The organism is Flavisolibacter ginsengisoli DSM 18119, from assembly GCF_900129295.1.
GTDB lineage: Bacteria > Bacteroidota > Bacteroidia > Chitinophagales > Chitinophagaceae > Flavisolibacter > Flavisolibacter ginsengisoli.
On the sequence record NZ_FQUU01000012.1, the window covers coordinates 132,067 to 158,776 of the forward strand.

General features: G+C 39.8%; 25 protein-coding genes. 5 read left to right on the plus strand and 20 right to left on the minus strand.

Annotation, left to right across the window (positions count from 1 at the left end; translation table 11 throughout):
- Positions 1-422 precede the first annotated feature (422 nt).
- The 13 genes from BUA53_RS14320 to BUA53_RS14380 all read right to left on the minus strand — a co-directional run bounded on the left by BUA53_RS14320 (position 423) and on the right by BUA53_RS14380 (position 13,355).
- Positions 423-707, minus strand: coding sequence for a hypothetical protein (locus BUA53_RS14320; protein WP_072836071.1), 285 nt, complete (start codon positions 705-707; stop codon positions 423-425).
- Positions 708-709: 2 nt separating this feature from the next.
- The gene (locus BUA53_RS14325) at positions 710-1,006 is read right to left on the minus strand and encodes a hypothetical protein (RefSeq protein ID WP_072836072.1); all 297 of its coding nucleotides are present in this window, start codon (positions 1,004-1,006) and stop codon (positions 710-712) included.
- A gap of 122 nt (positions 1,007-1,128) precedes the next feature.
- On the minus strand, positions 1,129-1,545 hold the full coding sequence (locus BUA53_RS14330; RefSeq protein ID WP_072836073.1) for a hypothetical protein: 417 nt from the start codon (positions 1,543-1,545) through the stop codon (positions 1,129-1,131).
- Positions 1,546-1,652: 107 nt separating this feature from the next.
- Complete coding sequence (locus BUA53_RS14335) at positions 1,653-2,891, minus strand: BT4734/BF3469 family protein (RefSeq protein WP_072836074.1); 1,239 nt, start codon at positions 2,889-2,891, stop codon at positions 1,653-1,655.
- Positions 2,892-3,150: 259 nt separating this feature from the next.
- On the minus strand, positions 3,151-4,125 hold the full coding sequence (locus BUA53_RS14340) for a DNA cytosine methyltransferase (protein WP_072836075.1): 975 nt from the start codon (positions 4,123-4,125) through the stop codon (positions 3,151-3,153).
- A 3-nt stretch (positions 4,126-4,128) separates the two neighbouring features.
- Complete coding sequence (locus BUA53_RS14345; protein ID WP_072836076.1) at positions 4,129-4,977, minus strand: hypothetical protein; 849 nt, start codon at positions 4,975-4,977, stop codon at positions 4,129-4,131.
- A gap of 1 nt (position 4,978) precedes the next feature.
- Positions 4,979-5,284 carry a helix-turn-helix domain-containing protein gene (locus BUA53_RS21750; RefSeq protein ID WP_072836077.1) on the minus strand — a complete coding sequence of 102 codons (306 nt, stop codon included), beginning with the start codon at positions 5,282-5,284 and terminating at the stop codon, positions 4,979-4,981.
- 79 nt (positions 5,285-5,363) lie between these two features.
- Positions 5,364-6,239: a hypothetical protein gene (locus BUA53_RS14355; protein ID WP_072836078.1), complete on the minus strand. Its 876-nt coding sequence runs from the start codon at positions 6,237-6,239 to the stop codon at positions 5,364-5,366.
- 21 nt (positions 6,240-6,260) lie between these two features.
- Entirely contained in the window at positions 6,261-7,637 is a 1,377-nt protein-coding gene (locus BUA53_RS14360) for a site-specific integrase (RefSeq protein WP_139256450.1), read from the minus strand.
- 275 nt (positions 7,638-7,912) lie between these two features.
- Positions 7,913-10,375, minus strand: coding sequence for a hypothetical protein (locus tag BUA53_RS14365; protein ID WP_072836080.1), 2,463 nt, complete (start codon positions 10,373-10,375; stop codon positions 7,913-7,915).
- Between the two features lie 115 nt (positions 10,376-10,490).
- Positions 10,491-11,546, minus strand: a complete 1,056-nt coding sequence (locus tag BUA53_RS14370; protein ID WP_072836081.1) for a hypothetical protein — start codon at positions 11,544-11,546, stop codon at positions 10,491-10,493.
- Positions 11,547-11,670: 124 nt separating this feature from the next.
- Positions 11,671-12,045, minus strand: a complete 375-nt coding sequence (locus BUA53_RS14375; RefSeq protein ID WP_072836082.1) for a hypothetical protein — start codon at positions 12,043-12,045, stop codon at positions 11,671-11,673.
- Between the two features lie 185 nt (positions 12,046-12,230).
- Entirely contained in the window at positions 12,231-13,355 is a 1,125-nt protein-coding gene (locus BUA53_RS14380) for a right-handed parallel beta-helix repeat-containing protein (RefSeq protein ID WP_175546085.1), read from the minus strand.
- A gap of 810 nt (positions 13,356-14,165) precedes the next feature.
- On the opposite strand from BUA53_RS14380, the gene BUA53_RS14385 reads away from it, so the two are divergent.
- Complete coding sequence (locus BUA53_RS14385) at positions 14,166-14,510, plus strand: single-stranded DNA-binding protein (RefSeq protein WP_072836084.1); 345 nt, start codon at positions 14,166-14,168, stop codon at positions 14,508-14,510.
- A 143-nt stretch (positions 14,511-14,653) separates the two neighbouring features.
- Complete coding sequence (locus BUA53_RS14390; protein ID WP_072836102.1) at positions 14,654-16,855, plus strand: helix-turn-helix domain-containing protein; 2,202 nt, start codon at positions 14,654-14,656, stop codon at positions 16,853-16,855.
- A 15-nt stretch (positions 16,856-16,870) separates the two neighbouring features.
- On the opposite strand, the gene BUA53_RS14395 is transcribed toward BUA53_RS14390, so the two are convergent.
- From BUA53_RS14395 to ybeY, 4 genes are all read right to left on the minus strand, one after another.
- Positions 16,871-17,095 carry a helix-turn-helix domain-containing protein gene (locus tag BUA53_RS14395; RefSeq protein ID WP_072836085.1) on the minus strand — a complete coding sequence of 75 codons (225 nt, stop codon included), beginning with the start codon at positions 17,093-17,095 and terminating at the stop codon, positions 16,871-16,873.
- 2 nt (positions 17,096-17,097) lie between these two features.
- On the minus strand, positions 17,098-17,727 hold the full coding sequence (locus tag BUA53_RS14400) for a DUF2975 domain-containing protein (protein WP_084080091.1): 630 nt from the start codon (positions 17,725-17,727) through the stop codon (positions 17,098-17,100).
- A 157-nt stretch (positions 17,728-17,884) separates the two neighbouring features.
- Positions 17,885-19,747, minus strand: a complete 1,863-nt coding sequence (mnmG, locus tag BUA53_RS14405; RefSeq protein WP_072836087.1) for a tRNA uridine-5-carboxymethylaminomethyl(34) synthesis enzyme MnmG — start codon at positions 19,745-19,747, stop codon at positions 17,885-17,887.
- A gap of 60 nt (positions 19,748-19,807) precedes the next feature.
- Entirely contained in the window at positions 19,808-20,263 is a 456-nt protein-coding gene (gene ybeY / locus BUA53_RS14410; protein WP_072836088.1) for an rRNA maturation RNase YbeY, read from the minus strand.
- Between the two features lie 54 nt (positions 20,264-20,317).
- On the opposite strand from ybeY, the gene BUA53_RS14415 reads away from it, so the two are divergent.
- Together BUA53_RS14415 and nadD are read left to right on the plus strand one after the other, a co-directional pair.
- Complete coding sequence (locus tag BUA53_RS14415; RefSeq protein ID WP_072836103.1) at positions 20,318-20,539, plus strand: FeoA family protein; 222 nt, start codon at positions 20,318-20,320, stop codon at positions 20,537-20,539.
- Positions 20,540-20,560: 21 nt separating this feature from the next.
- A complete protein-coding gene (gene nadD / locus BUA53_RS14420) occupies positions 20,561-21,145 on the plus strand; it encodes a nicotinate (nicotinamide) nucleotide adenylyltransferase (RefSeq protein WP_072836089.1) in 585 nt (194 codons plus the stop codon).
- On the opposite strand, the gene BUA53_RS14425 is transcribed toward nadD, so the two are convergent.
- The 3 genes from BUA53_RS14425 to nadA all read right to left on the minus strand — a co-directional run bounded on the left by BUA53_RS14425 (position 21,133) and on the right by nadA (position 24,238).
- Entirely contained in the window at positions 21,133-22,383 is a 1,251-nt protein-coding gene (locus tag BUA53_RS14425; RefSeq protein WP_072836090.1) for a chromate transporter, read from the minus strand. The genes nadD and BUA53_RS14425 overlap by 13 nt on opposite strands.
- 464 nt (positions 22,384-22,847) lie before the next feature.
- Positions 22,848-23,186: a hypothetical protein gene (locus BUA53_RS14430; protein WP_072836091.1), complete on the minus strand. Its 339-nt coding sequence runs from the start codon at positions 23,184-23,186 to the stop codon at positions 22,848-22,850.
- 56 nt (positions 23,187-23,242) lie between these two features.
- On the minus strand, positions 23,243-24,238 hold the full coding sequence (gene nadA, locus BUA53_RS14435; protein WP_245793127.1) for a quinolinate synthase NadA: 996 nt from the start codon (positions 24,236-24,238) through the stop codon (positions 23,243-23,245).
- A gap of 1,093 nt (positions 24,239-25,331) precedes the next feature.
- On the opposite strand from nadA, the gene BUA53_RS14440 reads away from it, so the two are divergent.
- Positions 25,332-26,710: peptidylprolyl isomerase (locus BUA53_RS14440; RefSeq protein ID WP_175546086.1), on the plus strand; the 1,379-nt coding region annotated here is incomplete at its 3' end.

Here is a 26,710-nt window from a genome sequence, read left to right on the forward strand (position 1 = left end):
TTACTCTGGGTCGCTACCTGATTAAGAAAAGGTGTAAGGCCGCCAATGACTTTTATCCTGCCTGATGCGACAAGCGAATCCAAATCTGAAGGCTTCATATCGGTTATGCCCCAATCGTCTTTACCATAGAAACCGATCTTCCGCATTTTGTCCCGTATTGCTTTCTGAGCAGAAGGCTCGCTTTTAGTCCGAAGATGTATAAGCTGCTTTAGCTCTGTGATCTCGGAGGATGTAAAAACATTTTTACCCTTCATGGTTCTTTGTATTTAGTTACGCTCGCCAAGCCTTTTCCTGAGTATGGTTTCTACAGAATCAGGTTGGCTGTTCTATAACTGTGAAGCTTGCTGAAATGTTTCCAGACATTTGGCCTACGGAATTGTCCGGGTTCAATATCGGAGGCGTAATGAGTCCACGGGCCTGTTTCAGATTGGATTACTGTTCCAACCCTCTACCCAGGTCTTCAAATCTTCTCCCACAACATGCAGGTCGCTGATTTGAACACTTGTTCCCAGAGGCAGGGTGCCGCTCGCATTTGATCTAAGTATTTGGGTAACTGAATAAAGAAGGATTTGCCTTTCTGGTGGATAAGGCGAAGGGTCTTCAGCGATCATGTATTGTTCATTCGGATCCTCGTCCTGCAAGGGGTTGCAAATCACTACGATCTGGCCCTGTTTGGTCGGTATTACCTGCTCTGTTATATTTTCCATACTTATCCATTATTAGCTCCGAAATCCTCAGGAAATATCCCACGTTTCTTATACTCGGCAACCTGCACCTCTGATGCGACCTCGTAAATGTCGGCATCGTTACGATCAGCCACATCAAAGCATCTGGTCATGACATCGTTCAGGTAATCAGCTTCTTCTTTGTTGAAGGTTGGCTGATTATCACCGGTGGTATAATCAGTGAAGTCGTCGTCCGGCATAAACGCCAGATCGTAGTCATCGTACAAGCTTTGGAAAAAAGCCTTTATGTCCTTAACCGTATTAATTTGATATTCCTTCATTTCGTCGTCTTGATGAGACAAGTTTAGCCATTTTTTGCCGCATTAAAATCCTTTTAGAAAACAAAAAAGGTGGGCCCACCTTAAGGGAAAGAACAGGACAGGACAAAAAAACAAGGCGGAGGCTATGCCGCTACGAATGAACAGTTGTCCAACAACAATTGTTTATCGAAGATTGAATATATGCCATAGCCGTCCTCGCTTGTTATCTGTGGAATGTTATTGTCCAACAATAACTCTTGAAGCTTTTCTTCTTCAAGAGAATAGACACCCTCTACACCTATGAATTTGACTATATGGTAATCAGTAATTACTGGAACTTTCCTTCCATTAATCATTCTGGCGATCAGGATGCCAACGGTTGGCGATGCGTTGTTTTCAACATCAACTTTAATCAAATTCCTTTTATAACCCTTCGGGCTCCACACTTCCATTGAAGAGCCATCCTGCTCAACCCGGCATCCGTATTTTACTTCAAGTAACAACTTAACATAGTCAAGGCATATCTGCCTTAGGTCTTTATCGAATATTTTCTTCTTCATTATGTTCGTTATTTTTAAATAGTTGTAAAGTCCATAAGGACTTTTTTGTGTATCGTTCAGTAGAATTCCATAACTACTTTAATTATATCTACTGAATGATACAATGTTTATATCTCATTTCTTAATTCTTTCAGGATTGAATCGAAAACAATATCAGGTACGTCAATCCCCGGTTCTTTATTTATGTTCCTGTAAATGGTTGACCTGCTTAATCCTGTGTACTTACCGATAGAGGTGGGGTTAATATTCTCGCCAGCTTGCTCAAGCAGTTCCATTATCGCTCTGATCCGCCGCCGGCTTCTGCTTTCCTTGACTAAACCGTTGACTTGATTGGCCAACGCTTTCTTATTGCCCAGGAAAGCTTTACTGATGTGAACAAACTTCTTTCTTGTCGGCACTTGCAGTTTACCGGACCTGAATCCGGCAACCACGGACCTGACCAGCCTGACCATTTCTAAAAAGACCATTCTCTCTTCTGTCCTGTCGTTGTTTACCAGGTTAATAAAGGAGAGAACGTGATCGAAGTCCAGTTGCGGGTTGCAATAACAAAACGTTATTACCAACCTGGTAAACGTTGTTCTTTTCTTGCCATTCGGAATTCTTTTCTCAGGATATAATAGCTTGCAGTAATCGATTTCCTTGATCTCGAAGTCATCAGGGCCGTGGTAACAATAGCTTTCCCATTTTACCTTGGGCATCAACTCATCAAGGGGCACAAGTGTGAACCTTTGATCATTTTTCCCTTCAGTATTAGGTTGTGAACATTCATAGGTGGTAAGCCTATAAGATAACTTGTTTTTGCCAGATGTCAAGGATGAAAGTTCTATAGACGCATCCGGGTTAAAATATGCGTTTGGATCATAAGGTAGAATATGTACTCTGTTAGGGTTTGAGCATTTACTATCAAGGTTGAAGCCGTCAAACTCAGATGTTAAAGCAGTGAACACAAGCGGATAATTCTCTTTCGTCAGTCCGTTGCATTTTACATAGAATGAAATTCCTTTTCCCCCGACCGACATGCAGGCCAAAGTGATTTTATCCCCGTGCAACGTGACCAGGTTTCCAATTGTATCTGACAGGTCGTAAACATCGTCTAAGTCATAATACAAATAGCCGGACATCATGATGATGTCATTGTAGTCCTTGGTTTGATTACAAATTGACGGAGCTGTTATACAGGGCAGTTGCAACTTTAATGAATTGTATTCAGGCGTGCCTTTGTTTAACCTGTGAAGCTTAAGAATTTTTTCCTTGCTTGGATGATCTTTAATAATTCCGTAAAGTGAGGTGATGTCAATGACCTTCGATTTCCGTTGTTGTTTTAAATTGTCATAATAACCAAACATTAAAAATAAAAATGCCCGAAAGAGTGCGGTGTTTCTCTGACGGGCAAGGGTTGATCCCTAAATTGTTTCCGCATCATTCACCACCGCTAATGGATGACGCGCTACATCTTTTAAATACTGTAGCGAGGCGAAACTTGCTAGGAAACGTTAGAATTATCTGCGCAATGGGACAACAATTATATCGCTCCACAAGGCGATCGGTTGACATTATTTACACAATCGGAAACTGTTATAAACGCATTTGGGATTATTAATAATCTCACATAAGCCCTAAGATTTTCTCTCTCACATATTGCAGTAGCTTATGAGCAAATGGAATTTGAACCATGTTGCCAAGCATCCTTATACATTGTTGAACGGAAACAGGAGTTCCATCGGAAAGTTTGGCATCAAGGTCATAACCCTCCAGATGGCTTAGTACGAGACGCTCGTTCAAAGTAATAGGTCTTTTAATACCACTTTCAAAGAAGTGTACTGAACCAGAGGCGGTCATTGTTCTGAAATGCTTTCTGTAAGTTGTGATCATTCCACCTCCTTTACTGAAATAATGGCTTACTGACGGGAAAAGGTTGTGCATGTAGTTTGCTGAATCAAACGGTTCGGGTTCAGGAAAACTCGGTTGAACTCCCAAGTCCTTTCTAACAATCATTGTAATAAACCTATCTCTATCTTGTCTTGAAGAATAGTCTTTTGCGTTAAGAATGGCAGATTTAATATAATATTCTTTCATGATCCGGCTCAAGGAAGTAGCCAGCTCTGCGCGGAAGTGACCCATGTCTTTGTTCAGAAAACCGAGCACATTCTCAAAAACTCCAACCTTTATTTCACCTTCGTAAGCAAGCCTGTACTGGTCCAACATTAGCCTGTTGCGATAAGTGAAGTTTTTATGATTCGGATTGGCAGCTGAACCATCTGGACAGGGGCTGCCAGAGATGTATAGATCAACATCACCCTTTGACAGACCAGCACCTGTTGCGATGTTTACACTATTGCTGATTGAACTAAAACTCAGGTCCTCAATGGCTGCAACCTCAAACAAACCGGTGGTGGTTCTATGGTCGGAAAAGCCATACTTTGACCGGCTTTCATAATTCTGGTTAAAGACTGCTTCAACAGCTCTGTCTATGTCTGACTGATATATGCACCTAAATCCTGCAAGTTTCGCTCCTTTGTCAAATCCACCGATTCCGCTGCAAGTTGAAATAAAGACTGGTTTTGGAGATTGTATAGTCATAGTTTATTTGAAAAGATTTTTAGGATTGTTAACAATTAGGTGGATACTGCTCTTCTGGTCCGCAGATTGGAAAACGTAACGCGTTGCACCTATCTCATTGCTGAAACTGTCAATCTCATCAAAATCATAGTAATAGAAGCCAGAAATATTTTGCGAGTTGAATGTTGCAATGGAGGATCCATTGCTATATGTCATTAAGAAATCGCCAATCCGAGGAACTGATATACTTATAGAGCCAACAGGGAACTCAGATCTTTCGGTCTGGGTCACTTTCGGGTTTCTTCCACCTCTGGGCTTGATACCTTTTTCCTCGTTGCCATCCCGTATAATCTGCAACGCTTCAGAATACAACACTTCGCCTTTGGCAATTTTTTCAAAAACATCCGGGTCATGTGTTCCCATAAACTTTATGTTTTGAACGGAAGATGATGAACAGTCTAAAAGCGTGGCAATAGTTTCATCAATGTCTCCGGGAATGGAATCAAAAAGAACTTTACCCTCTGGGCCGGAGAAAAAGTGCTCAAGAAAAGAAATGACTAAATATTTGGTCCCATAATCTTTTCTCGCAGTTTTTTGATTCAGATTAATGAAACGCACAAGGTCTTCCTCACTCATATCGACCTGAATGGCATCTATCTGAGAAAGACTATTTTTCTGTGCTGCTATCACATCTTCAATACCTGCAATCAGTCTGCCTGTGGTATCAATGATCACCGTTCTAAGTGACATGAACCTTACCCAGGTAGATACAAAATATTCTGTAGGAATGTCGTTGAAGAGCGCTAGGAATGGGTGTGGCTTTACGGTGAGCGGATCAATGGAAACTGTCCTTTTATTAAAGTTGTTTTGCATGCTATCTTTTATTTAATTGTGTAACAATGGGTTTAAGAGCACTATCTATTTCTGATCTGCGATAGCGGACTCTTCGGTCAATCCTATATCCCTTAAGCTGACCAGACTTCGTCCATTTCAGTATTGTTGGAAGTGAAACCCCCAAGAGTTTAGCCACTTGAGGTTTAGTAAGCCAATCATCGGGAGGGGGTGCGTTTGAACAATTTGTTATTGAGCTTTCTACGAAAGCGCGGAATTCTTTAAGCTCGGCAAACAGTTGATATAAACCCTGAACGCCTTCTGGCAGGTTGTTGTGATTAACGATCATTGATATTCTTTTCACAAAGGGACAGAAAGTCTTTGGGCGAACTTCCTCAAAACTTCCTCAATGCTTCGTTAAGCGAATACTACTTTTTTTTGTGTATATCCTTGCCTTTGTTATCAGATTCTCTAAGGCGATAGTCCATTGGCGAAAATGTGTAATGATCATTGCCAAAATAGTCTCTAAGTACTCCTGCGGATGCAGGTCCTCGTTGGCTCCTTAAATTGAAGTGGTTTAGAAGGGTTCTGATTAAACTTTCTTTAGTTTTAAACTCATTTAAATATCCTTTATCGATCAGCAGCTTAATGACATTGACAAACTCCGGAACTGTCCCATTCCAATTTATTTTATCTGAGAAGCTTTCGTGCAGCTCAATTATCGAGAAAGGTACGTAATGATGTTTCTCTCCGGTTAGCTCCTCTTTTTTTTTAAGGAGTGAATTATGGAATTTAGCATTGGCGTAGCCAAGGGAAATTAAATTGAGAGCCGCTTCGATTTTTGCTACAATGTAACGTTCAGCGAATCCCAGCATTGAAACAAGTGGAAGTGATAAGTCCTTAAGTTGTGCGTTATATCCTTCCATTTTGCAATGGTAGGAAACATAGCCGGCTGGCCAATGCCATTTCCCGCCTGGCACATCAGCATTTAAAAGAACTGAGATATAGTCATTCCCTGGCAGAACAGTTTCGTATTTCTTTCTAATCTTAGCTATGTGGAGATCAATGCACCCAATCTTATCTCCCGCGAAGTCAAATCTTTTAATAAATTCAGTCCATATACCAGAGTACTGGTCATACTTCTTACCGACCTCTTCAAGTGTGATTTCAGGTGTTATCCCCAACTGTGTGAACTTTTCTTTCACGATGACATGTGATGTCATTTCATCGAATAGCTTGTATCCAATTTTTTCGGTCTGAAATCGCAGCAGCGTTTCCATTGTCTCAGTAGTTCCAGGTATCATGACAGTTCAGAAAAGTACAATTTAGGCCATATTTCTTTTTTCCCACGTTTGCTTAAGGAGTTTTGCGTGTTCACTTGGAGTTACACGGATATACCTAAGGAATGCCTTTTCGGTCCTGTGGCCTGTGATCGCCATAATGGTCAATGTTGGTGTGCCAGCAAGAAATTCATTGGTGGCAAATGACCTTCTTGCTGTGTGAGTGCTGATAAGATCACATTTCTCTGGTGAGAGCACCTGCTTTTCACCAGCTTTAGTGAATTTTATTTCCACCTGTTTTCTCAACATAGGAATGAGCCTCGTGATCTCCTTGAGATATTTGTTCATTTTCTGATTACTTATTGGATTAGGAAGCTTACCGCAATACTTTTTAACAATAGTATCAACTGTCGTATGTATGGGAATTACCACCGGATCTCCAGTTTTTGTTTGAGTGAGCTCAATAAATCCTCCGTTAATCTTTTCGGCATTGAAGTTGGAGAAATCAGAAAATCTCAATCCCGTGTAACAGCCGATAATGAAGGAATCACGAACTCGGTCAAGTTTAGGCCTATCAGAAAGATTTAGAGCTATCATGGCTTCCAGTTCCTCTTTGGTGAGATATACAGTATCTGCTTTCTCACGAACTGTTATAAATCTTTTTCCCTTAAAGGCAAAATTGCTGTGTAGTTCATGTTCCGCAGCTTCGTTCATCAAAAGTTTAATGATTTGGATGTCCTTCCCGATGGAATTAGTGGAGAGTTTATATTTCTTAATTAGAAATGCTGTATAACGGGAGTAAAAATGAAGATCAATATTAGAAAAGCTAATTACTTCTTTATCACTAGTTTGGAAGGATCGTAGATGCTCTAGGGCTGTGGAATACGTCTTTATTGTATTGACTGAAATAGGTTTTCCGGTCTTATGATTAAGTCGGATTCCTGCCTTTGATTGATCGATCACATCGGTGAAGAAATCCAGAAATGTCACCGTTTTGCGCTTTGCGATTTTACCTTTTAAAATTCGATCAAGGGCTTCTTTGAGCTCGACAGGTGTTGGATGTTCAAAATCCCCATCATTGATCATTTTTCTTATTGTTGTCTTGATCCTGGCTGATATATTGTCCAGTCTTGCATTGAATTCTGGGTATTCAGGAAATTTAACTGTTTCCTTTGCCCTATGGGTGGTTTTGTTCCAATAGACAGGATGTATGCTCTCTGGAAGGTAATATTTAAGACCCATATCTGATCCGTAGCTGATTCTTGCGAAAATTGCGGTGGGATTCTTACTGGATGTTCTTTTAAGATAAAATGAGACGTACATAGACAAATAACTTATTGCTAAAATATAAGATACTTGTCTGGGGTGCGCCACGGGGTACGCTAAAGTTTTACTACCATTTTTAACTGTATTTTCTCCCAAGCCGTTTATGTTGTCAGAATCGAGATTAATAATAAGCTCAATGTAAAACGAGGAAAAAGAAAGAAAAGGTAAAGAAAGAAGGTTACGCCTCGCCCCACACCACAGAGAAAGAGATCACAGAGATGTGGTCTCTTTTTGTTTGTATAGCTCTTCAAGACTGCGCTTCACTGGATTTATGCATCATAATACTCTTACGAATTATGAAGCAGTCAAATCTATCGATCTTGGTAGGCTTACAAAGATTTGACAGGTTATTAACCTATCGAACAGCATCATTAGTAACCCTGTTCCAATCCAGGCTTTCTTAATCCCGCCACTTCATTGGCCATTAATATAAATACGTTCCAGCTTAGGCCTTTTGTACTAGGCCACCAGGAATCTGTTGTAGTCCATTTTGTTGGAATGAACTCTTTACTAAACGGCCATGCAGGATTCAGATTCATTTCTGCCCAGACCCTGTTTTCCATCATGCTTAAGGCATTTTTCCACCCATGTTTCAGTCCGGTAACATATGCACAATATTCGGGGCGAAACCAACTTCCGCCATTATAATAATAGCCATCATTTTTCCCATCAGTATAATTCTCATCTCCGAATTTCTCAAATGGTTGATAGTCTTTGGTGAAATAGGAAAATTGATTCCTGCCAGTAACCCTGATCAAAATAGCGGCGGTGGTACCTAATTCGGGATGTGGTGCTTTTGAATTTTTATTGAGTAGTGGCATCCTGTTCAATTGGTTTATGACCATCTCGTCAGTCAGCATTTTTTCATTGAATAACCAGATAGATAAAAATTCAGGTTCAAGGTCTGTAAGAGAAATTAGATCTGGATACCTGGTATCAAATAGTAAATGTTTACGGGTGGGGTCATAAAAATTCTTGTAGGCTGCAACAGCTTTGTTGATATAACCTTCTCTAACCTCATCGTAACCCAGAGCCTTGATTGTTTTTAATGCTACAGCAAACATTCCCTGGTTTGCTGCAAGACGATGGGTTTTTGGTTCGTAGGTTATTACATCTACCTGGTTTAAAGGGAAATGCGCTTCACAAACGCCATCCCTGTCAGGATCAAATTCGTTCAATACATATGCAACAGCCCTGTCTATTTTTTCCTTTGGCAATTCTGCTTTAAATCTTCTCCTATTAAGTAACGCCCATTGCAACCATAAGATGGTTGCTTCATTATCTTTTACTTCAACCGATCCCATAGAAGAAGTGATGATGGTGCCGATAGCACCATTTGCAATTTGCGTCTTGCCCCATTCCTCCCAAAGATTCAGGTTGAGATATTTATTATACGTTGCCACAACGGAGAAATAGGTATCCCTGTTATACATATCGGGTGCATAATTCATATTGGGAACAAGGAAAGGAGAGAAATCGTTGATGTCTGAGATCCAGGTGAGCATATTCACATTCGCGTACATCATTTTTTCAATTGCTGAACCTTGAAAGCCCATGCCTTCTGCCAACCTGGTTTGGCACGAGACCATGAATTGATGTTGAGACTGCCAGGGCTCAATGAAAATGTAACTTGTTTTTTCAACGGTATCTCCCTGTGGAAGTATGTTATAAGGCTTTGGGGCAACCTGGTTTTGTACAATCCTGAAATCTTTTATGTCAAGATGTACATCATTCTTTCCCGATGGACCAATGAATACAGATATGTCATCGTTGCCTATGTATGGTATTAATATACTTCCTTTAAAAACCTTCCAATTTGCAGTATCCGTTGGAAAATTGTCAATGTATTTTACACCATCTTCCAGTTCTATCGTTTTTTTGCCATTCTTCACCCTGAATAGTTTCATCATAACAGGTTTATTCCCTTTGGCCTGGAATGAAATAGTATACACATTTTGACCAGGAAGATGAACTACAGCTTCTGCTCCGGATGATATATGTGTGTTGCCTTTAAAAGAAACATAATTATCCTTTATTAGCACATTTAAATCCCCCCTCATTTTGAATTGGTCCTTAAGATTTATGGTCGAATCTTTTGCATAGTCCAGGTCGTAGTACTCTCCATAAGATTGTTTAAGGAAGTATTCACCTTTCCTGTTTTTAAAAGAATCAGATATTGAAAACAGGTTTGCATCAGCCAGTTTTCTCATACCCACGAATCCGCCACCATTTTCGGTAAACCTGCGCCTGGTATTCCTGGTATATTGATTTTTGTAACCTGCATCTGTAAGTACAGCAACTACATAGTTGCCGGGAGTAATGAATCCAATTGCAGGAAATATTTCATGCACTAATCCGCCAGGAAAATCATTCTCCTCAAATGTTACAAACTGTTTCGGAGCAGTAAAAGGTGATGTCTTCTCTTCTAAAATGAATTTCAAACCAGGCATAGAAGGTTGAAAAAGCCGCACTGATTTTCTCACAACATTTTCGTTCACCAGTTTATAAACAACTTCTGCAAAAAGATCTACAGTGAGTGCAGGAATAAAGACTTTATAATTAAGATGAATTTCATCTCTTGTTGATCGGGTGAGCGTAGCAGTTGGTGCTGGCAATTTAGATGTAGCACTTCCATCAATATTTGAAAGCTGTAATGAAAAAGGAATTTCGTCAATGGCCAGAACAATTCCGTTTTGTAAAATCTTAACCGAATAATATGAATCCTTTTGGACTGGTTCTATAGCTATGCCCTGACCTATTGCCTGGTTTATAAACAGGCACATAATGGATAGCATGAAAAAATGAACTATGTTCCGGCTTTCAGGTATAAGCATCAATCACCTTTCAATATTATTTTTAGGGAGAATCTATCAAATAGCCTATAGTTTCAACATACTTTAGTTGCTATTTATTAAAACATACAGGGTTAAAGCACGAGTGTTCTCTGTATTATTTCATACTTGTCTGCCAGGTCTTTTCAACTTCTTCCTTTTCCGGTAGTACAACATAGCTGGCCACGTACACTTTCTGATTTTCATCCAGTGCATAGTCAGACCCAATAATATCCCTTGACTGGTCAACATACAAAAAACTGCAGTTCATACAATTGAAAACAGGCATGATCCTGCTGAAATTGATCTCGCCTTTATTTCTTGGAGCAAGCAACCCGGCAGATTCTGTACGCCAATTATAAAAACTAATGGGCTGCTTATTCAGGTTTTGCACTTCCTTAAGGCTCATGCCACAATACACTCCCTGGCTGGAGCGCCAACGTGACAACATAACTGTATTGATATTATTATTGCTTTCGTTGTGCAATTGTTCCCCAATAATGATAAAGGAAATATCTCTTAAATTTTCCTGGTCCTTCCAAATGAAAATAGCCTGGTGACTGGTATTAGGAAATATGACGCTACACTTACTGCCCAAACTCTGGGAAAACATAAAAGAATCCGTCTTTACATTGGACTTGCCAAAGGCTGCTACAAGATATTCATGTGCATCCAGGGTAAGGAGGTCTTCGGCATAACCAATGTTCCGGGCATCAGGAATCAGTTTTTTGTTAGCCTGAATTATATACATCCAGGATGTATCTACCATTTTCCTTGAGCAACTCATTAACCATTCTTCTTTTTGATACAACATCGTTTTGCAGGTATCCTTTGACTCTATAAAATGGAAACCCGCCATTTTCATATCATTCATAAATGATAACCACTCCTCTTTACAGGATGTACTGTATAATAATCCCGGGTTGTCAACATGATTCAGGATCTCGAAATTGCGGTATATATCTATGGAGTCTTTTTTATCAAACTTTGACTGTGAGTAGCCAATTGCATTGTTATCTGGAAGGAATGATCTTTTAAAGCCTTTTTTCTGAAGATGAGTTTCCAGCTTATTGCGGTTAAGTTCTAGTAAGCCTGTGATATCTTTTAAAGATACCTGTGCAAACACACCATACCCAATAAGGGTAGAGATCAAAACCAGGCTTAACCTTTTCATGAGTCTTTTGATTTAGCGAACAATGCGCTTTTTTCAAGGTTGGATCACGAAAGGTTTTTCAAAGAAGTGTTTTGTGGATTACTAAATTACACTAATTATTTAATTATCAAATGATGGGCCACGCCTATTTTTCATCCTTCCTGCGCACCACTAGGTACCATTCATGCTCAAGTGGGAGGTATCCATATTCATAGCAAAAGTGGTAAATATTACCCTTTTTATTGGTATAGGTATGTGTAAGGTAATTGAAGCGAAAACCCTGTTGTAGCAATTTTTCCTTATTGATCTTTCCCATTTCTTCATCCCCAACCACATGCTCAAGGATACGCCGGTTTTTGAGTAAAATATTATTGATATTTCTTACCGTGTTGCTCGTAGTAGCCTTCAATTGGTTGTTATAGGCGTTGCGGCAATAGTCATTACAAAATTTTTTATCAGTCCTTCCCTGCAGGCTTTTATCACAGGCAAGGCATTTCCGTGAAGAAATTGTAGGAAGCATTGTTAGTCTTTGCCTCAAGATAATCAATTATATATCCGTGTACAAACGTTTAAACGGATAAAGAAAGCAAAAGGACAACCCACCCGATTTGCTTATTTATTGACCCCATGTTATTGAAGAGACTACATAAAATGAAACAAAGCTGTTGGGCTTTGTTTCAATAAAAGAAGGAATGGCGCGGCTATTTAGTTGCAATCAGGTAGTGGCGATGGGAAAGATGTGTTATACTCATTTTTGCTCCAGCAGTTTCCACTTCCAGTTGCACCAATAGCAGGCCCCAGCCAAAGCAGGTCAGAAGCAAAAGAAGCCGGGAAAGTCGATGATTGCGGATTCAAACCGTTGCTTGTTACCTGGTTGCTAACAACTTTCACATTGTCCGGAACCGGATCAATCCCTGGTGTTGGACCAAGGATAGCTGTACTTACAACTGCAATCCCTGTGTATTGATTGCCTGTTACATGGTTATCTTCTACCATTACATTGTCAGGTCCTAAAATCAATATGCCAATACCACTTGGTAAAATGGCTTCCAGTTCCGTAGGATCGTTTTGCAGATTAGTATGATTGTTATCACGAACCTGGTTCTTTGTGATTTTGATGTTGGATGATAGCGATACTGATTTCCCTGGAACAAGTAAACTTAAAATGCCTGCGGAGTTGTCGTACAGGTGATTTTTGTCAATGGTTACATCAGATACATTTTCTGTTTCAATACCGATTGTGTTTGCATAAGATTTGTTTTGTGAAATGGAAATGTTGGTTGATTCGCCGACAAAGATTCCTGTATCGGTATGACCAGTCGATTCGCAATGTTCAATAGTACCATTGGTGCAATCTTGCACAAACAGGCCAAATTCTTCAGTGTTATTACCAATTGCAGTCACATGTGATAAAGAAAGTCCGTTTATTTCTTTTATTTCTACAGCTCTGTCTGTAAAACCCTGAACCGTAACGTTACTTAACATAAACCCATCGGCCCCTTTTACTACTTTAATGCCGATGTCTATACCCCCCGGATTTTCGATAACAACATTTCCATCACCGGATAATGTAATGCCAGGTTTGTCAACAACAACTTTTTCTTTGTATGTGCCAGGTTTGATCCTGATTTCAGTCCCTGCAACAGCGGCAGTAATTGCAGCCTGTATTGAACTTCCGGGCTGCACAACAATTGTCGCCTTCATGTCGGTTTTGGATACCTTTAAACTTAGCACATCATTATTTTCATTTGATGTTACGGGTGTAATTTCTTTACGACAACCGGTTGTAACGTATAACAACGATACAAAAAGACAAACATAAAATTTCATTCCGGCGGTTAAGCAGTTGCATTGGCTTGTGTAAGCTTTTTCTTTTTTCATGATTTTCCGATTTTTAAATGATTTGAAATAGTTGCATTCCCTCGCATATGTATTTTCATAAAGCCAGGTTTGTTTGCATAGCATATCTATCAATTGATATCGGAATCTTTCAAAGCAGTAATTAAGCAATCACCTGAAAGGCTATCTACTTACATTCTTCATGCAGTTTACCGGCAAAAGCAGTATTATACTATTTTCAATTCGACTTATTCCAAATGGTAAAGGCATGTCGAACTATTGTAACTTTCCAGGTCATTGCCTTTCTCATTTTTCATGGTCATTTAGCAGAAGTTGGGCACAGTTAGTAATCTTTCACAAAAGTAATTTTTCCATAAAGTGTTTTCTAATTGAATTTTGCCAATAGTTAGAAGGCTTTGCATTTTTCGCAAATAGGACAATGAAAGTTCATCAGTTATTTTGGAGCAAATGCAATGCTCTTTGTTATTTGAAGTTCCCGCATATTGCCAGGTGCCGACTAGCTTGTACATTTTCTTTGAGTCCAACAATTTGTAGCGGGTAATCCATAATTGTAATAAAAATTTGAGGACACTAGCATTAATGTTTCTCAACAGATAATCAATAATATATCCGTGTACAAACGCTTATAAACGGGTATAGACGAAAGCAAACGGTTAAAAACCGGGTATGGCTTTTCGATGACCCCATCTTTGTTCTGTCAGCCGAACGGCGCCTGGCTGACTGAAATAAATAAATTTTAAAATCGCTCCGTAATTAACCAAGGGGCACAAATTAAATGTTATGTACGCACTTAAAAACAAAGTTCAACTGATTGGAAACCTGGGCAATAATCCCGAGATTAAAACACTCGATGGCGGTAAAAAACTTGCACGCTTCAGCGTAGCTACCAATGAAGTATATCGTAATACTAAAGGAGAAAAAGTTACAGAAACCCAATGGCACAACCTGGTGGCCTGGGGTAAGGTTGCAGAAATAGCAGAGAAGTTCCTGACCAAAGGATCGGAAATTGCTATTGAAGGGAAACTGATGAACAGGACATACAATGACAAAGATGGGGTTAAAAAATACTTTACAGAAGTGCAGGTAAATGAATTACTGCTGCTTGGAGACAAATCTTCAAAATGAACTGTTGGTGGCTTTTTATATGCTGGTGGTGAAGGTTTCATCACCAGCTTTTTATTGCTTAATTATCAATTAAAATCATCTTAATTAAGCGTTTATAAACAGGTTTCAAGCCTTATTTGAACTATTTTTATAAGCAGAAGATCATGCAGAAAACAGACGCCTCCAACACTTTATTTAATCTTGCCGCCGACCTTGTTAATCACACTTCACGCCATGTATTTATTACTGGAAAGGCAGGCACGGGTAAGACAACCTTCCTGAAATATATTAAGGAGTCCACTCAAAAGAATGCCGTTGTAGTGGCGCCAACCGGAGTAGCATCCATCAATGCGGGTGGGGTAACCATGCATTCATTTTTCCAGCTTCCCTTTGGGCCTTTTGTGCCCGGAACAGTTAGTGGTTTTAATAACGACAATATAGCTACTGATAAACACAGTCTTTTCCGGAATATTCATTTTACCACAGCTAAAAGAGAATTATTGCAGGAACTGGAACTACTGATTATTGATGAAGTGAGCATGGTTCGTTGTGATATGCTTGATGCCATGGATACGATCCTGCGTCATTTCCGCAGGCAACCTCACATTCCATTTGGCGGTGTCCAGGTAATATATATAGGTGACCTATTCCAGTTGCCCCCGGTAATTCCGCAGCAGGAATGGAATATTTTACAGAACTATTATGAAAGCCCTTTCTTTTTTGCTTCCAAAGCTATTAAGGAAGCCCAACCACTTTATATTGAATTAAAAAAGATCTACCGCCAGAATGAACAGCATTTTATTGATATCCTGAACCGGGTACGCAATAATGTGCCTGTGCCAGCAGATCTTAATGAATTAAATAAAAAGTTTGACCCGGACTTTAATGCCCCAACAGGTCAGAAATATATTACACTGTCTACACACAACCGCAAGGCTGATGTGATCAATGACGGAGAGCTGAAAAAGCTCCCGGGAAAATTGCATTCTTTTAAAGCAGAATTATCCGGCGACTTCTCAGAAAAAGCATTGCCTACTGAAATTGATCTTCAACTCAAAGAGGGCGCCCAGGTGATGTTCATAAAGAATGATTCAGGGACTGAGCGGCGATACTATAATGGTAAACTTGCTATCGTGAAAAAGATTGCGAATAATGAAATATTCGTGTCCTTTAATAATGGAGAGCCTGAGTTGAAACTGGAAAAGGAAACATGGAAGAATGTTCGTTACAATTATAACAAGGAGAAGGATAACATTGAAGAAGAAGAATTGGGAAGTTTTATCCAATACCCTATCCGGTTAGCCTGGGCCATTACCATACATAAAAGCCAGGGCCTGACCTTTGAGAAAGCAGTGATTGATGCAGGTTCTTCTTTTGCAGCGGGCCAGGTATATGTTGCCCTGAGCCGGTGTACCTCACTTGATGGTTTGGTTTTGCACTCACGCATTTTCCCTCATTCTATTGCCACAGACCCAAGGGTATTGGAATTTGCACAAAAGGAAGCCAACGACGCGTACCTGGAAAACTTACTGAAGGAAGAGAAATTAAAATTCCAGGGCGATGCACTCATCAAGGCATTCAATTGGCAAAAACCGGTGAAGGCTATACTCGAATGGAAAGAGCTTATTCCTGGGAAAAAGTTACCTAACACAGAAGAAGCATTAACCTTCAACAGGGAAATACTGGATAAAGTAAAACAACAGGCTGGCATAGCCGAAAAGTTTGTGGTGCAACTGCAGCAGGTATTAACCAGTGGGAATACAGACCTTTTATTACAGCGGGTCAACAAGGCTATTCCCTACCTGGCCAAAGCAATGGTAGATGAAGTGCTACATCCTATGCAGCAACATCTCTCTTCCCTGCAATATGCCAGCAAGGTGAAAAAATACTATAAGGAAGTGCAGATGATAGAAGGTTCTATCCTTTCGCATTTGCAAAAACTGAACAACCTGCAGTATGGCAACATGCATTTCGTTACCTATGCTTTTGACTCGGTTGAACACAGAACGGTGGTAAAAGATTCAAAGAAGGTCAAAGCAGAAAAAGGTGCCTCACACAGGGACAGTCTAACCTTATTCAGGGAAGGCAAATCCATGACAGAAATTGCAGCACTGCGAAACCTGGCACTGGGAACTATCGAAAGCCATTTGGCCAGTTTTGTTTATAGTGGTGAGATAGATGTAAGTGAATTGGTTTCTGAATCTAAAACAAAGGCCATTCTTGGTGTGATAGAAGATATGGGAATGACAGCAACATCTATCAGGCAAAGATTGGGAGATGATTACAGCTTTGGGGATATCAGGGCTGTTATGAATTATTATCGTCGGTTAGAAGAACAAAAGAAAGAATCTGTCACAGCTTCATAATATCAACACCTGGGATCATTCAGAACTGCTCTTATTTTCTTTTACAAATTCCAGGATATCAGCTGGCTGACAATCCAATACTTCACAGATCTTTTCCAATGTAGAAAACCTGATGGCCTTTGCCTTACCGGTTTTTAGTATGGACAGGTTGGAAAGTGTTATATCCACTTTTTCTGCAAGTTCAGAGAGTGATATTTTTCTCCTTGCCATTATAACATCAAGGTTCACAATTATTGGCATGCTTAAACAGTTAATGCGTTTTCTTCTTCCAGTTCTTTTCCCCTTTCATAAATAACAGCAATGACCAGTATCACCAATCCCGTAATAACCCCATTGCCTACATCTGTCAGTAATTGGAATTTTGTGGAAGCTATTGAATGGTGTAAATAACTATTGAAAAGAAAATAATCCAATAGCTTAATAACATCAGAAAGTATAAATAGTGCTGCCAGTGTTCTCAATCTTTTGATAATGGTGTTTTTAAATGGTTGCCTAAAACTGGTTTCCTTAAATATCTTTTTAAAATTCCATAGTATAACCAGCCCCAGTGCCATATAAACCAGTTTCATGATCAAAGCATAGTAACCTATTGTTGAACTGGGTTCTAACACCACAGAATATTCATCCGCTACTTTCTGGTACTTAACCATACTGTCCTGCGAATAAGTAAATGGTTCATTGGTATTTTGTAATCCAAAAGCCTTTACTCTATAGCTGTATGATTTCTTTGTAAGATCTCCTGCCTTATCATTACCAGCTATTGAAGCTATTGAGGCTACTAAGAATAATACGGAGAAGACAAGGAGTATATAAAATAATACAGATACTGAAATTCTAAGGAAGGAAAGAATATATGTAGATCTCATCATCATTGCTTTAATAGTATAAAGCTATTAACTAATTATCAATATTCAAATAAAATTTATTGATAAACAATAAATATTAACTGCTTTTCAGCAATATCTATACTGCCTATCACATAAAAAAACCCTCCACCTGGAGGGTTTTTCATTCAGTAATTTATACTCGTTATCTGCCCATAAATACCATTAGTATCTGCACATCACTTGGATTGATGCCTGATATACGGCTTGCCTGGCCAAGGGTTCTTGGACGCACCCTTAATAATTTTTCCCTGGCTTCTGCTCCCAGGGCTACAATCCTTTTATAGTCAAACTGCTCAGGGATCTCCAGGTCTTCCAGTTGTTTCATCCGGTCAACAAGATCTTTTTCCTTATCTATATATACCTGGTATTTCACCTGGATCTCTGCTTGTTCAATGGATTCAGCTGAATATCCATTTAGTAATTGGTCAATTGTATTCACCTTAGAACGCATTTGATCCAGGCTCACGTTTGGTCTCAGGATAATTTTCTCAACCTTTTGCTTCTCCATAATGGCAGCGCTGTTGATGCTTTCAAAGAAAGGATTGACTTCTGTGGGTTCCAGGCTTGTAGTTCCCATCTTTTCCTTGATGGCTTCTACATCCTGTTTCTTTTGAATCACCTTATCCATCCTTTCCTGGCTGGCCAAACCCATTCTATAACTCATCTCTGTTAGCCTCAGGTCAGCATTATCCTGTCTTAACAGGGTTCTGAACTCCGCCCTGGATGTAAACATCCGGTAAGGCTCCTGTGTTCCTTTACTGATCAGGTCATCTATCAAAACGCCTATATAAGCCTCGCTCCTTTTCAGGATAAAAGGTTTTTCATTTCTTGTCTTGAGGTGCGCATTAATACCAGCCATTATTCCCTGGCAGGCAGCTTCCTCATATCCTGTTGTTCCATTGATCTGGCCCGCAAAGAACAGGTTCTCCACTTCCTTTGTTTCAAGGCTATATTGTAATTGTGTAGGTGGAAAGAAATCATACTCTATGGCATAACCAGGACGGAAGAACCTGACCTTCTCAAATCCAGGTACCTTCTTTAATGCTTCGTATTGAACTTCTTCAGGAAGTGAAGTTGAAAAGCCATTTACATAGATCTCTACCGTATTCCAACCTTCTGGTTCAACAAATAGCTGGTGACGGTCGCGCTCAGCAAATCGATTCACCTTGTCTTCTATACTTGGACAATACCTTGGACCAGTTCCCTCTATTCTGCCTGTGTACATTGGGCTGCGGTCAAACCCTGTCTTTAATATATCATGTACTTCAGTGGAAGTATAAGTGATCCAGCAGCTTCTTTGAGTTTTTGGCTTTTCGACATCCAGGTAAGAAAATCCGCCAATGATCTCATCTCCTCGTTGCTCTTCCATCTTTGAGTAATCCAGCGAACGGCCATCTACCCTGGGAGGCGTACCCGTTTTCAACCTGTCGCTTTGAAACCCAAGGCTTACCAATTGTTCAGTAAGTCCTTCAGCTGCTCTTTCTGCAACTCTTCCACCACCAAACCTTTTTTCGCCAATATGAATAACGCCATTTAAAAAAGTTCCATTGGTCAGTACCACAGCCTTTGCCTTGATTTCATGGCCTAAACCTGTAATAACCCCCTTTACTTTTCCATTTTCCACGATCAATGCCTTCACCATATCCTGGTAGAAGTCTACTCTTTCTGTTTCTTCCAGCATTTCTCTCCATTTCTGGGAGAATAACATCCTGTCATTTTGTGATCTTGGACTCCACATTGCCGGGCCTTTTGAACGGTTCAGCATCCTAAATTGTATCATCGAAGCATCGGAGACTATTCCGGAATACCCACCTAAGGCGTCAATTTCTCTTACTATTTGCCCTTTAGCGATTCCTCCCATTGCAGGGTTACAACTCATCTGTGCAATGGTTTGCAGGTTCATGGTTACTAACAAGACATTTGAACCCATATTAGCCGCAGCGGCCGCGGCTTCACAACCCGCATGCCCTGCTCCTACTACTATAACATCATATTCTTGAAACATAAGCTTGCAAAGGTAGCCACGTGTTCCACGTGAAACCTAGTTAAAATTGTAATGTTAGAATCATGCTGTTCCACGTGGAACAAACCATTTCTGTAGATATTCCTCTTCTTTAAATCTCATCAATTTGGACTCTTCAGGCTTCTTGTCCTTGTATCCGCAGAGATGAAGAACACCATGGAATATCACCCTATGCAGCTCGTGAGAGAAGCTGGTCTTAAATACCACGGCATTATCCCTTACCCTTTCTATGCTGATGTATATATCTGATAGTAAAGCTTGCCCAGGAGGATTGTACTCAAATGTGATGATATCGGTTAAAGTATCATGGTTGAGGTGTTTCTTGTTGAGTCCTAACAGGTATTGATCAGTACAGAAAATGAAATTGATCGTATCAACCTGCTTACCCTCCTTCATACACAGTCTTTTAAGGAACATCTTTAGATCATTCCTCTTTGAAAAGCTAAAAGGCCTGACTGAGTAGTGGAAATAGATTTGCCCTGTAATAACTTTAGACATAACCCAAAAATCGTAAACCTGTAGCTATTGATACTTTAGCTTTGAATGATAAATATGAAGTTGTCACAACTAAAACCCGGAGAACGGGCATGGATCAAGGAGTTTGAAAGCCCTGATCTTGAATTGAAACTGATGGAAATGGGATGCATTCCAGGCGAAGAGATCGTTGTAGAACAAAAAGCCCCACTCGGAGATCCCATATCTGTGAGAGTGGCAGGTTATTCTCTCAGTTTACGCATCAATGAAGCCAACCAGATCATTATTGAAAAGCAATAGATTGAATTTCAATTCATTAAAATGAAGATTGGATTATACTTCGGCTCCTTCAACCCTATTCATATCGGTCACCTTATCATTGCCAACCACATTCTTAATGAAACAGATCTTCAAAAGGTTTGGTTTATAGTATCCCCTCAAAATCCATTTAAGCATTCAGACAGCCTGTTAAATGAATACGACAGGCTTCACCTGGTACAAAAAGCTATTGAGGGTGATGACAGGCTAAAGGCATCTGAAATAGAATTCAGCCTTCCCAAACCATCCTATACCGTACATACGCTAACCTATTTATCAGAAAAGTACCCCACTTATCAATTCTCAATTATCATGGGAAGTGATGGATTCCAAAACCTGGGTAAATGGAAAAATCCTGAGGTTATAATCAGGGACTACCCCATTATTATCTATGAACGTCCAGGTTTTAAAGTGGATAATACACATGGAGCCAGGGTTCAGATCATGAATGCTCCCCTGTTGGAAATTTCGGCCACTCATATACGTGAACTTATAAAAGCTGGTAAATCCATAAAGTACCTGGTACCTCCAGGTGTTGAAGAAGAAATACTATCCTTTAATTTCTTCAAGAAGCCTCAGAAGAAATAGCCCAATATCACACATGCCACTACTATCAATGGGGCAGCTATCCTGGTATATTGTAATAAGCAGAAGGTGGTAATGATCACACCAATATTGATCAAGCTATTAGAATTGGTGCCAACCAGGGAAATATCTTTCATTATATACAGCGTGGAAGCAATCATGATCCCCACTACAGCAGCATTTATCCCTTCCAATGAACGGTAAACTACAGCATACTTTTTAAGATTGTTCCAGATAGGAAAAAAGAAAAGAACCAGCAATGCTGATGGAAGAAATATGGCAATGGTACCAATAAGGCACCCCAGTACCTGCATATGTTTGCCTTCATCTTTCAAGGCCATGCCCCCGGTAAAAGAAGCAATAGAGAACACAGGACCCGGAATAGCACGTACGATTCCCATACCTGTGGTCATATCATCCTTGTCAATATCAATGATATTTCCTTTGGCGTTTGGCCTGGTTTCATAAATGATTTTAGGCCTAACCGAGTACTGTTCGTACATCATCGGCATCAATACATGCCCTCCCCCAAATACCAGGCTTCCCATACGATAGGTATTTTCAAACAGGTTAATGGGTTTCCTGTGAGGCCATTCATTCTTACGGGCCAGCTCACTCGTAGTACCAGCTATTAGAAAAATGATAGCAAATAACCAGATGTTCCACCATTTGATCTTACTTGGTTTTCGCTCCACCTGCGGAATCCTCTTATGGCTAAGATTAGTAGCCACTCCACCCAATACAATCAGTAATGGAAATACCCACGGTGAATTAAAAAGGAAATAAGTGGCAGCGATACCCACAAGCATGATCACCCAGGTAATTGTATTCCTGATAGAAATTCCAAATGCCATCACAGAAGCATAAACCAGGAAACCAACAGCCAGTGAAGGAATGAACTTGAAAATATTGGTGTGCAGCGAACCCTGGTCAATGTAATGCAGCAGGAAAGAAAAAGCTCCCATTAAAATGCACGCGGGTGCAATCCATACCAATAAGGTTACAACGGCAAGAGGAACCCCGCCTCGCTTGTAACCAATCAGCGTAACAGTCTGTGTAGACGAAGCGCCCGGTAACAGGTTACAAAATGCATTGTACTCTAATAATTCTTCCTTCGTAACATAGGGCGTTTTTTGAACAAACATCTTCATCATCATGGCAATGTGTGCCTGCGGTCCTCCGTAAGCAGTGATGCTGTAAAAGAAAACGTTCTTTAAAAATGGCACATGACGATGCATCATAACGGGGCTAAATTTATTGAATTCATTTTAGCCTTAATAGAACCTATAAAAAGAAATATACTTCTTACAACAAGAAGTAACCATTTTGGTCTTTGTAATTTATAATACACTATCCTCTTCTTTTAAAAAACAAATAGCCCCGTGAGCGTTTGAGCAAACTTGTAACGTTCATATATAAACGAAGAATCTCTCCTATCATTATCCTTTGCTATACTTTAACCACTAAGTGTATTCACTTATTCAGAATAACCGGATAGTTTATTTTGATTGATAAAGAATTCAAGCTATTTGCCTTATAATAATTTTAGTGTGCACCATACTGTTAGGCAGGTAAGTATTTTCAATTACTGGGTAATGCTCCACTGGTATGGCAAATAGACTCATTAAACATGCCCTTCGTGAAAAAAATATTCACCATCAATGGAAAACCTGTTTTGATAAAAGTAAAAGCCTTTGGGAAGAATTCAGCTAAGCAAGCGGACTAAAAGGATGATAATAATAAGGACAACTATACTGGAATATATCTGTTTATTATAACGGGCTAACCATTCAGGTAAGTAAATATCAAAGTTATCCCTGTCCGAGGACGAATATTTGCGAGCAACTAAGGTTACAGGACAAATATTTTTAAAGATTAGCAGTATCACCCCTTCCAGGAATATGAGTGACAAACCAATCCATATCCATTTATCAATCCTGTTGATCAATACGGCATAGAGCAGGTAAAAAATAACCACGTTAAAAAACACCCATATGGCTGTATGAATAAGTTTGATGGTGACCAACTTCTGTTTATCATTCATACAACATGCATTTCAGTACTTTATACACATGTATGCCACAACAACCCATTTAAAGTTTATAATCCCAGTTGCGCACTGATCTCCAGCATCCTGTCAAGCGATTTTTTAGCCTGTATCCTTAAGCCTTCCTCCATAAGTATCTCCGGTTGCTCGTATTCCATGCACAGGTACACCTTCTCGAGGGTATTTCTCTTCATGTGAGGACAATCATTGCAAGCACAGTTATTATCAGGAGGAGCCGGAATAAACGTTTTACCAGGCGATTGCTTCGCCATCTGGTGCAAGATGCCGGCCTCAGTGGCCACAATGAACTCGGTATGAGGGGTATTCCTGGTATAGGCAAGAAGTTGAGTGGTGGATCCTATAAAATCAGACACTCTTAACACAGGTTCTTCACATTCAGGGTGTGCTATCACTTTCGCATTAGGATGACGAACCTTTAACCTGGTTATCTTTTCCAGGCTGAATATCTCGTGGACCATGCAGGCACCATTCCACAAAAGCATATCACGCCCCGTAACCTTGTTCACCCAGGCACCAAGGTTCTTATCAGGTGCAAATATTATTTTCTGATCAGCAGGCAGGCTATCAACAATAGCCTTGGCATTGGAAGAGGTACAAATGATATCACTCAATGCCTTGATACCCGCACTGCAGTTGATGTAGGAAATAACCAAATGATCCGGATGCTGTTCTTTGAACTTTTTAAATAATGGTGGCGGACAACTTTCACTTAAAGAGCAGCCAGCCTTCAGATCGGGAATAACCACCTTTTTAGACGGATTAAGGATCTTTGCCCCTTCAGCCATAAAGTGTACGCCTGCGAAGACGATCATGTCAGCATCGGTCTTTGCGGCCTGTTGAGCGAGACCCAGGGAGTCGCCAATGTAATCGGCAATGTCTTGAATGTCGGGTTCCTGGTACAGGTGCGCCAGTATGATCGCATTCTTTTCTTTCTTCAATCTTTCTATCTCTGCAAAAAGATCAAGTGTCGGATCAATGTCAACATCATAAAATCCTTTTTCGAGTATATCATTTTGAGTAATCAACATTTCCTTATCCATGTAATAATATATAGTATTCTATTTTATTTAATTAAACCTATTACTATTAGGGCTGTGAATTAGGGGATAACTAGCAAAATCAAAATTTGGTGAAATCAACAAACTTGCTTTATCCACAAAACCCAATTGGTAATCCACAACAAAGTTATCGAAGACAGTGTAAAAACGGCGTGTATTAACAGAATGTGAATTTCATACTGTTGTATAAGAAAGCACTGCTATGAGATTTTTTTGCTGTGGATTCTCTAAGGATAACCGGGGGTTAACTCACATAAATTTTGGAGCATTCGTAAAAAATTTAGTTGCCGTCCAAGAGTACACGTTTCATGTCACAGTTCCACGGAGTTTATCAACATTGAAACAAGGATATCAACATCAAAAAGGCAGCAGTTTTAAAAGCTTATTACAACAGAAACTATGATTAAGAAGTGATAGCAATTAGTTTAATCCAACTCTGGAAAACAAAGGACAGGCATCTAAATTTTATGAAAAGGATATATTCAGTTGATTTATTCCGCTAAAAATTTATTTGTGATACATATATATATGTATCACTTCACAAGGCACCTTCTTCACCCCTTCCGGGTATTTTCCAGATTCCAGGCAACCTTGGCTCAGGTTCCTTAATAGTTAAGGTATAGTAACAGCATAGCTACGGTATAGATACTCCGTACCGTCACGGAGTATATATACCGTAAATAGGGCGTAGGTATAGCGTAGATAGGGAGAAGGATGGGGTAATACCGGCAATAGGCCTGGTTAAGGCATGTTTGAAACAAAAATTCGTTAAGGCAATAAGTTCAGCATTTTCTTTATGTAAAGCATAAAAAGGTGATATTGGGTATGCTTTTAAGATCGATACCATGTCAACAGTGGACCCGGGGTGCCTGGCTAATCGTTTAAAATCCCTGCGGTGGCAGTACTTATATATTATTATATATAGAAAAGGAGCACTAAAATCTTGTTAAGTACCCATTAAAACCCTTTAAAATTGGGGATTCCAGGGGTTTTCCACAATTTGTGCATACCATTAAATTCCCTATTTTCGCCATCCGTTTTTTAAAATAAGAACACCACCACTATGTCAGTTATTCAAAACATCAGGGATAAGTATGCACGTTGGGCTGTGATAGCAATTGCGTTATCCCTACTGGGCTTCATTATGATGGATGCCTTTGCAGGCCGTACCGGTTTATTTTCAGGAGGAGGAAGCAATGCTGTGGGAAAGATCAATGGTAAATCAATAGATTACCAGGAATTTGCCAAGCGTGTAGATGCTACTGAAAAATTTCAGAAAGAGCAGGGTTATGACCAGGGTGAGGCTGGCCGCCAGCAGATAGTGCAAACAGTTTGGGACCAGGAGATAAATGATGTGGTATTGAACAAACAATACGATGAACTGGGACTGACAGTTAGTGAAAAAGAGTTAAGAGATATATTATATGGAGCGAACCCTCCGCAAGATCTGAAGCAACGTTTTGCAGATCCAAACACAGGTGTATATAATGGTGTGCAGGCGCAACAGTTTATCAGCCAGATCAAAAAGCAGGGAACACAACAGGATAAGGATCAATTGAACCAATACCTGGAGTCTTTGGAGAAAGACCGCCTGATGACAAAATATACTTCATTACTGGCCAACAGTATTTATTTTCCAAAGTGGTTCATCGAAAAGAAGAATATTGATAACAGCCTGATGGCAAAAGTTTCTTTCGTTGCTGTACCGTATGCCAGCATTTCTGACAGCACCGTAAAAGTTACTGACAAAGAGATACAGGACTATATTGATGAACATAAAAAAGATTTCGAACAAAAAGACGAAGCTCGTTCTATTAGCTATGTAACCTTTAGCGCAGCTCCTAACGCAAAGGATAGCGAAGCTACAAAAGCAGCTGTCATGCAACTGAAGCCGCAATTTGATACATTGACCAATTATGAGAATTTTATTGCCCGTAACAGCTCCATGCCTTTCTATGCTGGCTTTATAAGCAAATCAGCAATACAGCAACCTAATAAAGATTCCATATTAAGTGCACCCATTGGAAAGGTTTACGGACCTTACCTCGATGCAGGAACAAATGGAACCTACGTTCTTTCAAAGATCATCGATGAAAAGGTTTTACCTGATACAGTAAAAGTGCGCCACATATTGATAGCTACCCAACAGCAATCACAGTCTGGTGAAATGGTTCCGGTGCGGGAAGATGCAGTAGCAAAACATTTGATAGACAGCATTCAAACCCTATTTAAAAACGGTACTCCATTCGATAGCCTGGTTGCTAAATTTTCAGAAGACCCGGGAAGCAAAAGCACAGGTGGTGTGTATGATAATGTAACAACCGGTAAAATGGTTCCTCCGTTCAATGATTTTATATTCACTCATAAAACAGGGGAAACTGGTATCGTTAAAACTCCGTTTGGTTATCATTTTATAGAGATCCTCTCTCAAAAAGGTTCTTC